Below are 12701 nucleotides of genomic sequence, written 5' to 3' on the forward strand. Positions count from 1 at the left end.
CTAACATCGGCGGCGGCTGGCGCAAGCTTGTGATCACACGTTTTGGACCTGTGATCACAAAGCACGAAAATCACTCCCAATTGAAGCTTTCCGCCAATATTTCCGCTGACGAGGGCCGGCAAGCCTGCGTATACCCGGCATTGAAATCGCAGCAAGATGGGAAGAGTCTTCCATGAACATCCACGAATATCAGGCGAAAGCGCTTCTGCGCGACTATGGCTGCCCGGTCTCGGACGGTCGTGTCGTGCTGAGTGCGAACGAAGCCAAGGCGGCGGCTGGCGAACTGGACGGACCTCTCTGGGTCGTAAAGGCCCAGATCCATGCGGGCGGCCGCGGCAAGGGCAGCTTCAAGGAATCCGGCGCTGGCGAAAAGGGCGGCGTGCGTCTTGCCAAGTCGGTCGAAGAGGCGGCCGAAGAAGCCAACCGCATGCTTGGCCACACGCTGGTCACGCACCAGACCGGCCCGGCGGGCAAGCAGGTCAATCGCGTCTACATCGAAGACGGCTCGGACATCACGTCCGAATTCTACCTCGCGCTGCTGGTCGATCGCGTCAGCTCGCGCGTGTCGATCGTCTGCTCGACCGAGGGCGGCATGGACATCGAAGAGGTGGCCGAGAACACCCCCGAAAAGATCCTCAGCTTCGAAATCGACCCGGCCATCGGCTATCAGGGCTACCATGGCCGTCGCGTCGCGTTCGAGCTGGGTCTGACCGGCAAGGCCGTGCGCCAGTGCACCCAGCTGATCGGCAACCTGTACCGCATGTTCCTGGACAAGGACATGGAGATGCTGGAAATCAACCCGCTGATCCTGACCACCGACGGCGACATGAAGTGCCTGGACTGCAAGGCCGGATTCGATTCCAACGCGCTGTACCGTCATTCCGACATCATGGGCCTGCGCGACGAATCCGAGGAAGATCCCAAGGAACTCGCCGCCAGCCAGCACGACCTGAACTACATCGCGCTTGATGGCGAAATCGGCTGCATGGTGAACGGCGCAGGCCTGGCCATGGCGACCATGGACATCATCAAGCTGTACGGTGCCGAGCCTGCCAACTTCCTCGACGTGGGCGGCGGCGCCACCAAGGAAAAGGTCACCGAGGCGTTCAAGATCATCACGTCGGACCCCAACGTCAAGGGCATCCTGGTGAACATCTTCGGCGGCATCATGCGCTGCGACGTCATCGCCGAAGGCGTAATCGCCGCGGTGAAAGAGGTCGGCCTGAAGGTTCCGCTGGTGGTCCGCCTCGAAGGTACCAACGTCGATCTGGGCAAGAAGATCATCAACGAATCCGGCCTGGACGTGATCGCGGCGGACAACCTCAGCGACGGCGCCGAGAAGATCGTCAAAGCCGTCAAGGGCTGAACGGAGGTCCGGCGCCCCGCGCCGCGATCCCCCATCGAACATCCGCGGGCACCGTCCCGCAAAACAGGAGAACGCCACCAATGGCAGTCCTCGTAGACGCAAATACCAAAGTCATCTGTCAGGGCTTCACCGGCTCGCAGGGCACATTCCACTCGGAACAGGCCATCGCCTATGGCACCAAGATGGTCGGCGGCGTGACCCCCGGCAAGGGCGGTCAGGAACACCTTGGCCTGCCCGTGTTCAACTCGGTGCACGAAGCCAAGGCCAAGACCGAAGCCAACGCCTCGGTGATCTATGTGCCCCCGCCCTTCGCGGCGGATTCGATCCTTGAAGCCATCGACGCGGGCATCGAGCTGATCGTCTGCATCACCGAAGGCATCCCGGTGCTGGACATGATGCGCGTCAAGCGCACGCTGGTGGACAGCCCGTCGCGCCTGATCGGACCGAACTGTCCCGGCGTCATCACGCCCGATGAATGCAAGATCGGCATCATGCCCGGCCACATCCATAAGCGTGGCAAGGTCGGCGTCGTGTCGCGTTCCGGCACCCTGACCTATGAGGCGGTCAAGCAGACCACCGATCTTGGCCTTGGCCAGTCGTCGGCCGTCGGCATCGGCGGCGACCCGATCAAGGGGACCGAGCATATCGACGTGCTGAACATGTTCCTCGACGATCCGGAAACCGAATCCATCATCATGATCGGTGAAATCGGTGGTTCGGCCGAAGAAGAGGCCGCCGAGTTCATCGCCGAGCAGAAGAAAAAGGGCCGCTGGAAGCCGATCGCCGGTTTCATCGCGGGCCGCACGGCGCCTCCGGGCCGCCGCATGGGCCATGCCGGTGCGATCGTCGCCGGTGGCAAGGGCGATGCGGAATCCAAGATCGAGGCGATGAAATCCGCCGGAATCGTGGTGGCCGACAGCCCCGCAACGCTGGGCGAAGCCGTCGTTAAGGCGATGGAAGCCTAAGCGGTGTTTCTCTGCGGCGGTCGCTTGCGGCCGCCGCGGTCAGGATTAGGTGAACGGGCAGGAAGAACGCTTGCCCTTTCACCGCCCCGCGGCAGAACATCGCGACAGGGGCCCTGAGCACGGGCTTCTTTCCCGCAGCTACTGCGCCGGTCAAACCAAGGATACCTGCGATGACGGATCAAAGCCCGAACGACCAGTTCCACGCCTCTAGCTTCATGCAGGGCGCGAACGCCGAATATCTCGAACAGATGTATGCGCGTTACGCCAATGACCCGAACGCGGTCGATGACGCCTGGGCGGAGTTTTTCAAGGCGCTCGGAGATGACGAGACCAGCGTCAAGGCCGAAGCGGCGGGCGCATCCTGGCAGAGGGCCGACTGGCCTCCCGTGCCGAGCGACGACATCACCGCGGCGCTGACCGGCGAATGGCCAATGCCGATGGTCCCCACCGAAGCCAGGGGCGCGGGCAAGAAGATCACCGAAAAGGCCGCCGCGGCCGGCGTGCCGGTGAGCGACGACCAGATCAAGCGCGCCGTGCTGGATTCGATCCGTGCGCTGATGATCATCCGCGCCTACCGCATCCGGGGCCATCTTGCCGCCAACCTCGATCCGCTGGGCCTGCACGGAAATGACGCCCATCCCGAACTTGATCCCAAGGCCTACGGCTTCACCGAGGCCGACATGGACCGGCCAATTTTCATCGACAACGTGCTTGGCCTTCAGATCGCGTCGCTGCGCGAGATCATGGGCGTGCTCAAGCGCACCTATTGCGGCACCTTCGCGCTGCAATACATGCATATTTCCGACCCCGAACAATCGGCCTGGCTGAAAGAGCGTATCGAAGGTTACGGGCGCGAGATCAAGTTCACCCGCGAGGGGCGCCGCGCCATCCTCAACAAGCTGGTCGAGGCCGAGGGTTTCGAGAAATTCCTGCACGTCAAATACATGGGGACCAAGCGGTTCGGTCTGGACGGCGGCGAAAGCCTGATCCCCGCGATGGAGCAGATCATCAAGCGCGGCGGCAACCTGGGCGTCAAGGAAATCGTGATGGGGATGCCCCACCGCGGCCGACTGTCGGTTCTGGCCAACGTGTTGAACAAACCTTACCGCGCGATTTTCAACGAATTTCAGGGCGGCAGCTTCAAGCCCGACGATGTGGACGGTTCGGGCGATGTGAAATATCACCTCGGTGCCTCGTCGGATCGTGAATTCGACGGCCATCCGGTTCACCTGTCGCTGACCGCCAACCCCAGCCACCTTGAAGCGGTCAACCCCGTCGTGCTGGGCAAGGTGCGCGCCAAGCAGGACCAGATGGGCGATGTGGAACGCCGCCAGGTGCTGTCGATCCTGCTGCATGGCGACGCGGCCTTTGCCGGCCAGGGCGTCGTGGCCGAATGTTTCGCGCTGTCGGGCCTGCGCGGGCACCGCACGGGCGGCACCATCCACATCGTGGTGAACAACCAGATCGGGTTCACCACCGCGCCGCATTTCTCGCGCTCCTCGCCCTATCCCACCGACAACGCGCTGGTGGTCGAGGCGCCGATTTTTCACGTCAATGGCGACGATCCCGAAGCCGTCGTGCACGCCGCCAAGGTCGCGACCGAATATCGCCAGAAGTTCGGCAAGGATGTGGTCATCGACATCTTCTGCTACCGCCGCTTTGGTCACAACGAGGGCGACGAGCCCATGTTCACCAACCCGGTGATGTACAAGAAGATCAAGCAGCAGAAAACCACGCTGACGCTGTACACCGACCGCCTTGTCAAGGACGGCCTGATCCCCGAGGGCGAGATCGAGGATATGAAGGCGCAGTTCCAGTCGCATCTGAACAGCGAATTCGAGGCGGGCAAGACCTACAAGCCCAACAAGGCCGACTGGCTGGATGGCCGCTGGAGCCACCTAGACAAGCAAAAAGAGGGCAATTACCAGCGCGGCGAAACCGCCATCAAGCCCGAAACCCTGGCCGAGATCGGCAAGGGGCTGACCGCCACGCCCGCCGATTTTCCGCTGCACAAGACCATCGGGCGCTTCCTTGACGCGCGCTCGAAGATGTTCGAAACCGGGCAAGGGTTCGATTGGGCGACGGGCGAGGCCATCGCCTTTGGCTCGCTGCTGACCGAAGGCTACCCGATCCGCCTGTCCGGGCAGGACAGCACGCGCGGCACCTTCTCGCAGCGCCATTCGGGGCTCGTGAACCAGGACAACGAAGACCGCTACTATCCGCTGAACCACATCCGTGAGGGCCAGTCCCGCTACGAGGTGATCGACAGCGCGCTGTCGGAATACGCGGTCTGCGGCTTCGAATACGGCTATTCGCTGGCCGAACCCAACGCGCTGACCCTGTGGGAAGCCCAGTTCGGCGATTTCGCCAACGGCGCGCAGATCATGTTCGATCAGTTCATCAGCTCGGGCGAATCCAAGTGGCTGCGCATGTCGGGGCTTGTCTGCCTGTTGCCCCACGGGTTCGAAGGTCAGGGCCCCGAACACAGCTCGGCGCGTCTGGAACGGTTCCTGCAACAATGCGGCCAGGACAACTGGATCGTGGCGAACTGCACCACGCCCGCCAACTACTGCCACATCCTGCGCCGCCAGCTGCACCGCAGCTACCGCAAGCCGCTTATCCTGATGACGCCGAAATCGTTGCTGCGTCACAAGATGGCGGTGTCGACCGCGGATGATTTCACCACCGGGTCCAGCTTTCACCGGGTGCTGTGGGACAGCGCGCAATCGGGCGAAAGCGACATCCAGCTCAAGCCTGACACCGAGATCAAGCGCGTGGTAATGTGTTCGGGCAAGGTCTATTACGACCTGCTCGAAGAGCGCGACGCGCGGGGCATCGACGATGTGTATCTGCTGCGGGTCGAACAGTTCTATCCGTTCCCGGCGCTCAGTCTCGTCAAGGAGCTGGAGCGGTTCAAGGGCGCCGAGATGATCTGGTGTCAGGAAGAACCCAAGAACCAGGGCGCCTGGACCTTCATCGAGCCGAACATCGAATGGGTGCTGGGGCGCATCGACGCCGTCTCGAAACGGCCGCGTTATGTGGGCCGCGCCACATCGGCGTCCCCCGCGACGGGACTGGCCAGCCAGCACAAGGCACAACAACAGGCGCTCGTGGACGAAGCGCTGACCATCGAAGGGAACTGATCTGATGACGACCGAAGTGCGCGTCCCCACGCTCGGGGAATCCGTGACCGAGGCGACCGTCGCCACCTGGTTCAAGAAACCGGGCGATGCGGTGGCGGTTGACGAGATGCTCTGCGAGTTGGAAACCGACAAGGTCACCGTCGAGGTGCCCTCGCCGGTCGAAGGCATCCTCGAAGACATCGTGGCGAGCGAAGGCGACACCGTCGGCGTCGATGCCCTGCTGGCCAATGTCGCGCCCGCGGGCGAGGCCGGCTCTGCCACGGTCGAGGAACGCCCCTCGGCCTCCAAACCCGCCGAAGCGCCCAAGGGCGACGCGGCGCCGGTCGACGTGATGGTCCCCACCTTGGGCGAATCCGTCTCGGAGGCGACGGTGTCGACCTGGTTCAAGAAGGTCGGCGACAGCGTCGCGCAGGACGAGATGCTGTGCGAGCTGGAAACCGACAAGGTGTCGGTCGAGGTTCCCTCGCCCGCCGCGGGCACCCTGACCGAGATCCTCGCCAATGAGGGCGACACCGTCGAAGCCGGCGGCAAGCTGGGCGTTCTGTCTTCGGGCGCCGGCACCACGTCGGGCGCGGTCACAGCCCCCGCGCCCAGCTCGGCCTCGGACGCCGAGCCGTCCATGTCGGGACGCGCCGATGTCGAGGATGCGCCGTCGGCCAAGAAAGCCATGGCCGAAGCCGGTCTTGACGCGGGCAGCGTCAAGGGGTCGGGCAAGGACGGCCGCGTGATGAAGGAAGACGTGAGCGCTGCCATCGCCGCGACCAAATCCTCGCCCGCGCCCACCCCGGCCCCGGCAGCAGTCAAACGCGCGCCCAGCCCCGCCGAGGACGCCGCCCGCGAAGAGCGCGTCAAGATGACCCGCCTGCGCCAGACCATCGCCAAGCGGCTCAAGGACGCGCAGAACACCGCCGCCATGCTGACCACCTTCAACGAGGTGGACATGACCGAAACGATGGCGCTGCGCAGTCAGTACAAGGATCTGTTCGAGAAAAAGCACGGCGTCCGGCTGGGGTTCATGTCCTTCTTCACCAAGGCCTGCGTGCATGCGCTGAAAGAGGTCCCCGAGGTGAACGCCGAAATCGACGGCACCGATGTGGTCTACAAGAACTTCGTCCATATGGGCATCGCGGCTGGCACGCCCCAGGGTCTGGTGGTGCCGGTGCTGCGCGACGTCGACCAGAAAAGCTTTGCCGAAATCGAAGGCGAGATCGCCGAAAAGGGCAAGCGCGCCCGTGATGGCAAGCTGTCCATGGCGGAAATGCAGGGCGGCACCTTCACCATCTCGAACGGCGGCGTCTACGGGTCGCTGATGTCGTCGCCCATTCTGAACCCGCCGCAGTCGGGCATTCTGGGGATGCACAAGATCCAGGACCGCCCCATGGTCGTCAACGGCGAGATCAAGATCCGCCCGATGATGTATCTTGCGCTGTCCTACGATCACCGTGTCGTCGATGGCAAGGGCGCCGTGACCTTCCTTGTCCGCGTCAAGGAAGCGCTCGAAGATCCACGTCGCCTGCTGATGGATCTGTAAAATGCAGGTCGCGGCTCACATTGTCCATCGGTGGTCCGCGAAACAATTCGGCGAGTTTTTCAGTTTCTCAGAAGAACTCGCCGGGTATCCGACGATTGTGTTTCCGGTCGATGAAGACGATGCAATCCTCATGAACGAAGACCGCTCGGGGGTGATTGACGCGGCTAACGTCGCCCCTTTGAAGGAACAGTCGACAAGCTGTGGCTCGCCGCGATCGGGTGAGCTGACCGATCCCGGAACATGCCCCGGGCAGTTTCGCTCGGTCCCGGAGTTTCTGTTTGAGCGGCGGGATCTCGGAAACCTTGTCGCCTTGACGAGCAAGAGCGAGCGCCAAGACTACAAACCCGGAAGCCGCGACCATCGAGGGAACATCATGAGCTATTTCCAGAAAATCCACGACGGGTCGGACTGCTCGATGGCTCCGCGCCCGGCGTTTTCAGTCCGGCGGTCATTGAGCAGCGGGTGACCTCGATTGAAAACTCCAAAGAATGATGTCCGACCGCCGAGCCCGTTTTTCTGCAATCCCAGGAGGCCGCATGAGCCTGCAACTCCTCGTCCGCCACGCCACCTTTGACGACGCTTCCTTCGACAGCGACGCCGAAAACCGCGCAACTGCCGGGCTGACCCTGCTGCAACGCTGGTTCGAACCACAAGGCGCTGCACATTGGCTGCTGTATCAGGTCAGCGACCAGCCCAGGGCCCAAGGCTGGCTCGAAAAATCCGCCGCACTCGGCCACGCGCCCGCAGATGCGCATTTTCTGCAAACCGCATCATGACCCCCGAACTTATCGCCCTCATCCTCGCAGCGCTGCTTCAGATATTGCAAATCGCGCTGTTCTCGGTGCTGGCGCAGAAACAGGTCGGCCGGACATACGCGGCCTCGCCGCGCGACGAACCGCGCCAACTGACCGGCATGGCCGGTCGCGCCCAACGCGCCATGAACAACCACTTCGAAGGCCTGATCCTGTTCACCATCGCCGTGCTCGCCGTCACCTACGCGGATCAGGGCACCGGCGTGACCGCCGCCTGCGCCGTGCTTTTCGTGCTGGCGCGCGTGGTCTACGTTCCCGCCTATCTCTTTGGCTGGTCGCCCTGGCGCTCGCTTGTCTGGGCCGTCGGCCTTTTTGCAACAGCGACCATGCTGGTCGCGACATTGATCTAGGCCTGTTCTGGCCCGAAATATCCCGGGGAAGTCCGCGGCATGCGGACGGGGGCGCCCCCCCCCTTTCCCGCAAGCATGAAAGAAAGGACATCCCATGGCTGAATACGACGTCATCGTCATTGGCGCTGGCCCCGGCGGCTATGTTGCCGCCATCCGCTGCGCGCAACTCGGGCTCAGGACCGCCTGCGTCGAAGGCCGCGAAACCCTTGGCGGCACCTGCCTGAACGTCGGCTGCATTCCGTCCAAGGCGCTGCTGCATGCCAGCCATCAGTTGCACGAGGCGCAGCACAACTTTGCGGCCATGGGTCTGAACGCCGACAGCCCCACCGTCGACTGGGCCAAGATGCTGTCCTACAAGGACGACGTGATCGGTCAGAACACCAAGGGCATCGAATTCCTGTTCAAGAAGAACAAGATCGACTGGCTCAAGGGCTGGGCAACGATCCCCGAGGCGGGCAAGGTGTCGGTCGACGGCGAAACCTACGGCGCGAAGAACATCATCATCGCCTCTGGCTCGGTGCCCGCCTCGGTGCCCGGCGCGGATGTGACGGTCGATGAGAAAACCGTGGTCACGTCCACCGGCGCGCTGGAACTGTCCGAGATCCCGAAGAAAATGATCGTTATTGGCGCCGGTGTCATCGGGCTTGAGATGGGGTCGGTCTATGCCCGCCTTGGCGCCGAGGTCGAGGTGATCGAATACCTTGACGCCATCACCCCCGGCATGGACGCCGAAGTCCAGCGCGCGCTGCAAAAGCTTCTGACCAAGCAGGGGCTGAAATTCACCATGGGCGCCGCCGTGTCCAAGGTGGACGTGGCGGATGGCAAGGCCAGCGTGACCTACAAGCTGCGCAAGGACGACAGCGACCATACGTCGGATGCGGATGTGGTGCTGGTGGCGACGGGTCGCAAACCCTTGACCGACGGGCTTGGCCTTGAAACGCTCGGGGTCGAGTTGACCGACCGTGGCCAGATCAAGACCGACACCCATTGGCAGACCACGGTCAAGGGAATCTATGCCATCGGCGATGCCATCATCGGCCCGATGCTGGCCCATAAGGCCGAGGATGAGGGCATGGCCTGCGCCGAGGTCATCGCGGGCAAGCATGGCCATGTGAATTACGGCGTGATCCCCGGCGTGATCTACACTTGGCCCGAAGTGGCGAGCGTCGGCAAGACCGAAGCCGATCTCAAGGACGAGGGTCGCGCTTACAAGGTCGGCAAGTTCTCGTTCATGGGCAACGGCCGCGCCAAGGCCGTTTTCGCCGGCGACGGGTTCGTCAAGATCCTGGTGGACAAGGAAACCGACCGCATTCTTGGTTGCCACATCATCGGCCCGTCGGCGGGCGACCTGATCCACGAGGTCTGCGTGACCATGGAATACGGTGGCTCTGCCGAGGATCTGGCGCTGACCTGCCACGCGCATCCGACATTTTCGGAAGCGGTGCGTGAAGCCGCACTGGCCTGCGGCGACGGCGCGATTCACGCCTGACCTATGAAAAAGGCCCCCATCCGTGCGAGATGGGGGCCTTTTTTGAAAAAATTTTCTTTCCGCGCTACCACAGCGTTGTCTTTGCCCGTTCAGCGAAATCGCGATCCCAAGCCCCGGCTTCAATATCGCCACGGGTCATTTCCGACAGAATGTCGCCCAAGCTGGGCACCGTTCCCGCATCGTCGCGCTTCCAAAGTCCCGAGCGCATCAGCGATTTGGGGCATTGGGCATAAACCTCGGCGATTTCGACCACGATCACCGTGGCTGGATGCTTGCCTGCCTGTTTGAAACGCCCACAAAGCGTGGCATCATCGGTCAGCCACGCCTGCCCGTTCACCCGCACCACGACGTTTTCGCCCGGCACCATGAACATCAGCGCAATGCGCCCGTCGCGCACGATATTGCGCAGGCTGTCCAAACGGTTATTCCCCCGCCAATCGGGCAACGCCAGCGTGCCGGCGTCAAGTTCATGTACAACCGCACCGTCATCGCCGCGCGGGCTGGCATCCATGCCCTCAGGCCCTGCCGTCGCCACGACACAGAACCGCGATCCCGCGATCCAACGCCGATAAGCGGGTGTCAGACGCCCGGAAACCTTGCGCACGGCCGCCTCGCTGACAGTGCCGTAAAGCGTCGTCAGGGCGTCAATGTTTTCAATCCGCCGCATCGCGGGCCTCCTGCAACAATCGCTCGCTTGCGGTTTCGACGACCTGTTCCAGCATGGGCAGGTATTCGGTCTTGTTCACGTCCGCCGGAATGACGGGCAGAAATTCGACCACCGCCAGACCGGATTTGCGATAGACCCCGGTGCGCGGCCAGAAATATCCGACATTGGTGGCAGCCGGAATGCAAGGTTGTTTCAACTGTCGGTGCAACAATGCCGCCCCGACCTTGTAGTCCGCCTTGACGCCCGGTGCGACACGGGTGCCCTGCGGGAAGATGATAAGCTGACCGGGATAGGTCTGATTGCTGGCCGCCGCCTCGCGCAACATCTTGGCGATCGCCGCGCCACGCTTGCCGCGATCGACCGGAACACAGCCGATGCGGGTCGCGTACTGGCCGACCACGGGGGTAAACAGCAGCTCGCGCTTCATGATGAACTTGCCGTTGGGCACGGCGTCGAACAGCACGATGATGTCGAGAAAGCTCTGATGCTTGGACGCGATCAGCACCTCGCCGGTGGGCACCTCGCCGCGCACCTCGGTGCGCAGGCCGATCATCCAGCGCGCGGCCCAAAGCGTGAACCGGCACCACAGCTTGGCGACGCGCAGCGCGCCGTGCCGCGACATCAGCGTATAGGGAAACAGGCCAAGGCCGATCACGGCCATGCCCCCGTACATCACCAGGGTGAACGCCAGGGACCGCACCCATTGCACCGCATAGGCCATTCAGCTGAGCCCTCCCAGAACGCGCCGCGCCGCAACGGCGGTGGCGGCAAAGGCGACCGCCCCGGCCAGCGGCGGGATCAACGCGGGCATAACCCAATGCCAGCCCTGAAAGCCAAGGCCGGTCAGAAAACCCGCCGTCTCGCCCCCCGATGGCATAAGCAGCACCGCCACCACGCCAAGCGCCGTGCCCGCCGCCGCACCGATCAGCGCACGCAGCGTAAACCGGCGTACAAATGCGCGCGCGATGTAGTTGTCGGTGGCGCCCACAAGGCGCAGCACCGCGATGACCTGCGCGTTCGCCGCCAGCGCTGCGTTCGCCGCCAGCGTCACCATTGCGCCGACCGCAGCGGCGATCAGCCCGGCGGACACCCAGCCCAGCAGCGTGAGTCGTCCCGCCGCCTGCGCCAGCGGACGGCGCCAGCGGGCGTGATCGTCCAGCACGGCGCCGGGCACCTCGGCCTGAAGCCGCAATCGCAGCCCGGCGGGGTCATAGCCCTGCGCGGTTTCCTGCACCTCGATCAGCTGCGGGACCGGAAGCTGGTCCACCGGCAGCTCCGGGCCGAACCAGGGCGCCAGCAGGGCCTGCTGTTCGGCCTCGCTCAGCGCGCGGGCCGATGCGACGCCGGGGGTTTGCTGCAACAGGCGCAGCGCCGCCGAGGTCTGCGCCACCATCTGTCCTGCCGGGGCCGAGATGCGCACCGTCGAAGACCGCGCCAGCTCATCCCCCCAGTTGCTGGCCAGCCGCCCCGCCGCCAGAGACAGCGCCAGCGCGAACACCGCCAGAAACGCCATGGCGCCCGCCGCAAACAGCGTCAGCCTCGCGGTGAACCCCGTCGGAGGCACAACGCGGTCGGCCGCCTTGTCCCCGCGCCCCAACGCCCGCAACGTATCCAGTGTCTGGTTCAAAGATCCGCCCCCGCCGTTGCAATCCGCCGGTTCGCGATGCGCAGCACCCGCGCCTGCACCTGGCTTTTCGCCGCGCGGATCAGCGACAGATCATGCGTGGCGATCAGGACGGTCTTGCCCATGCGGTTCAGTTCCACCAGTAATTGCAACAGGCGCTGCGACATCTCCCAGTCGACGTTGCCGGTGGGTTCATCCGCAAGAATGACCTCGGGCGACATGATGACGGCGCGGGCCAGCGCGGCGCGCTGACGTTCGCCGCCGGACAACTCGGGCGGCAGCGCGGTGGCGCGCTCGGTCAGCCCGACCCAGGCGAGCAGTTCGCGCAGGTTTTCAGCCTGCCCCGCGACCGCCTGCCCCGATACCGTCAGCGGCAGCGCCACGTTTTCATGCACCGCAAGGTGGTCGAGAAAGGCACAATCCTGATGGACCACACCGATGCGGCGACGGGACATCGCGATGTCATCGCGCCCCATCTGCCGCACGTCCTGCCCGAAAATCCGCGCCTGCCCCGAGGTCGGACGCAGCGCTCCGTAACAGAGTTTCAGCAAGGTGGTCTTGCCCGCGCCGGACGGACCGGTCAGAAAATGGAAGGTCCCCGGCGCCAACTGAAGCGAAAGTTCGCTCAGCAGTTCCGCGCCGCCATAGCTGTACGCCACGTTCTCCAGCTCGATCACGGCCGCCTCGCCCTTGTCAGGCCGCTCTTGTCGCAGTGACAAGGCAGGCCGAAAATCTCGGTCTGTTGTGCATGAGC

The 12701-nt window shown here is 63.8% G+C and carries 12 protein-coding genes; 8 read left to right on the forward strand and 4 right to left on the reverse strand.

From position 1 onward, the window contains the following. Positions 1-172: 172 nt before the first annotated feature. The 8 genes from sucC (at position 173) to lpdA (ending at position 9656) form a co-directional block, all read left to right on the forward strand. On the forward strand, positions 173-1366 hold the full coding sequence (gene sucC, locus ATI53_RS02825; protein ID WP_009507068.1) for an ADP-forming succinate--CoA ligase subunit beta: 1194 nt from the start codon (positions 173-175) through the stop codon (positions 1364-1366). A gap of 80 nt (positions 1367-1446) precedes the next feature. Then, entirely contained in the window at positions 1447-2331 is an 885-nt protein-coding gene (gene sucD, locus ATI53_RS02830; RefSeq protein ID WP_009507065.1) for a succinate--CoA ligase subunit alpha, read from the forward strand. A gap of 170 nt (positions 2332-2501) precedes the next feature. Beyond that, the gene (locus ATI53_RS02835; protein WP_009507063.1) at positions 2502-5474 is read left to right on the forward strand and encodes a 2-oxoglutarate dehydrogenase E1 component; all 2973 of its coding nucleotides are present in this window, start codon (positions 2502-2504) and stop codon (positions 5472-5474) included. 4 nt (positions 5475-5478) lie between these two features. After that, a complete protein-coding gene (gene odhB / locus ATI53_RS02840) occupies positions 5479-7005 on the forward strand; it encodes a 2-oxoglutarate dehydrogenase complex dihydrolipoyllysine-residue succinyltransferase (protein WP_009507061.1) in 1527 nt (508 codons plus the stop codon). 1 nt (position 7006) lies between these two features. Next, entirely contained in the window at positions 7007-7471 is a 465-nt protein-coding gene (locus ATI53_RS02845) for a hypothetical protein (protein ID WP_111549687.1), read from the forward strand. A gap of 70 nt (positions 7472-7541) precedes the next feature. Next, the gene (locus ATI53_RS02850) at positions 7542-7781 is read left to right on the forward strand and encodes a hypothetical protein (RefSeq protein WP_009507057.1); all 240 of its coding nucleotides are present in this window, start codon (positions 7542-7544) and stop codon (positions 7779-7781) included. After that, positions 7778-8167 carry an MAPEG family protein gene (locus tag ATI53_RS02855; protein ID WP_111549688.1) on the forward strand — a complete coding sequence of 130 codons (390 nt, stop codon included), beginning with the start codon at positions 7778-7780 and terminating at the stop codon, positions 8165-8167. Before ATI53_RS02850 ends, ATI53_RS02855 begins: the two co-directional genes overlap by 4 nt. A 94-nt stretch (positions 8168-8261) precedes the next feature. Beyond that, the gene (gene lpdA / locus ATI53_RS02860) at positions 8262-9656 is read left to right on the forward strand and encodes a dihydrolipoyl dehydrogenase (RefSeq protein ID WP_111549689.1); all 1395 of its coding nucleotides are present in this window, start codon (positions 8262-8264) and stop codon (positions 9654-9656) included. Between the two features lie 64 nt (positions 9657-9720). On the opposite strand, the gene ATI53_RS02865 is transcribed toward lpdA, so the two are convergent. Genes ATI53_RS02865 through ATI53_RS02880 form a run of 4 tightly spaced genes read right to left on the reverse strand, consistent with a single transcriptional unit; the run spans position 9721 to position 12624 of the window. Further along, the gene (locus ATI53_RS02865; RefSeq protein WP_111549690.1) at positions 9721-10323 is read right to left on the reverse strand and encodes a pyridoxamine 5'-phosphate oxidase family protein; all 603 of its coding nucleotides are present in this window, start codon (positions 10321-10323) and stop codon (positions 9721-9723) included. Next, positions 10310-11044: a lysophospholipid acyltransferase family protein gene (locus tag ATI53_RS02870; RefSeq protein ID WP_009507050.1), complete on the reverse strand. Its 735-nt coding sequence runs from the start codon at positions 11042-11044 to the stop codon at positions 10310-10312. Before ATI53_RS02870 ends, ATI53_RS02865 begins: the two co-directional genes overlap by 14 nt. Further along, complete coding sequence (locus ATI53_RS02875; RefSeq protein ID WP_034453602.1) at positions 11045-11950, reverse strand: cell division protein FtsX; 906 nt, start codon at positions 11948-11950, stop codon at positions 11045-11047. Then, on the reverse strand, positions 11947-12624 hold the full coding sequence (locus ATI53_RS02880; RefSeq protein WP_009507047.1) for a cell division ATP-binding protein FtsE: 678 nt from the start codon (positions 12622-12624) through the stop codon (positions 11947-11949). Before ATI53_RS02880 ends, ATI53_RS02875 begins: the two co-directional genes overlap by 4 nt. Positions 12625-12701: the final 77 nt, after the last annotated feature.

Origin of the sequence: Salipiger aestuarii, from assembly GCF_003259905.1 — a bacterium.
Taxonomy (GTDB): domain Bacteria; phylum Pseudomonadota; class Alphaproteobacteria; order Rhodobacterales; family Rhodobacteraceae; genus Salipiger; species Salipiger aestuarii.

What these genes read in the sequence shown, in the direction of transcription:
- odhB (WP_009507061.1), top strand. Translation starts at nt 5,479, where the DNA reads ATGACGACCGAAGTGCGCGTCCCCACGCTCGGGGAATCCGTGACCGAG.
- ATI53_RS02870 (WP_009507050.1), bottom strand. Translation starts at nt 11,044, where the DNA reads ATGGCCTATGCGGTGCAATGGGTGCGGTCCCTGGCGTTCACCCTGGTG.
- ATI53_RS02850 (WP_009507057.1), top strand. Translation starts at nt 7,542, where the DNA reads ATGAGCCTGCAACTCCTCGTCCGCCACGCCACCTTTGACGACGCTTCC.
- ATI53_RS02845 (WP_111549687.1), top strand. Translation starts at nt 7,007, where the DNA reads ATGCAGGTCGCGGCTCACATTGTCCATCGGTGGTCCGCGAAACAATTC.
- ATI53_RS02835 (WP_009507063.1), top strand. Translation starts at nt 2,502, where the DNA reads ATGACGGATCAAAGCCCGAACGACCAGTTCCACGCCTCTAGCTTCATG.
- sucD (WP_009507065.1), top strand. Translation starts at nt 1,447, where the DNA reads ATGGCAGTCCTCGTAGACGCAAATACCAAAGTCATCTGTCAGGGCTTC.
- ATI53_RS02865 (WP_111549690.1), bottom strand. Translation starts at nt 10,323, where the DNA reads ATGCGGCGGATTGAAAACATTGACGCCCTGACGACGCTTTACGGCACT.
- lpdA (WP_111549689.1), top strand. Translation starts at nt 8,262, where the DNA reads ATGGCTGAATACGACGTCATCGTCATTGGCGCTGGCCCCGGCGGCTAT.
- ATI53_RS02855 (WP_111549688.1), top strand. Translation starts at nt 7,778, where the DNA reads ATGACCCCCGAACTTATCGCCCTCATCCTCGCAGCGCTGCTTCAGATA.
- sucC (WP_009507068.1), top strand. Translation starts at nt 173, where the DNA reads ATGAACATCCACGAATATCAGGCGAAAGCGCTTCTGCGCGACTATGGC.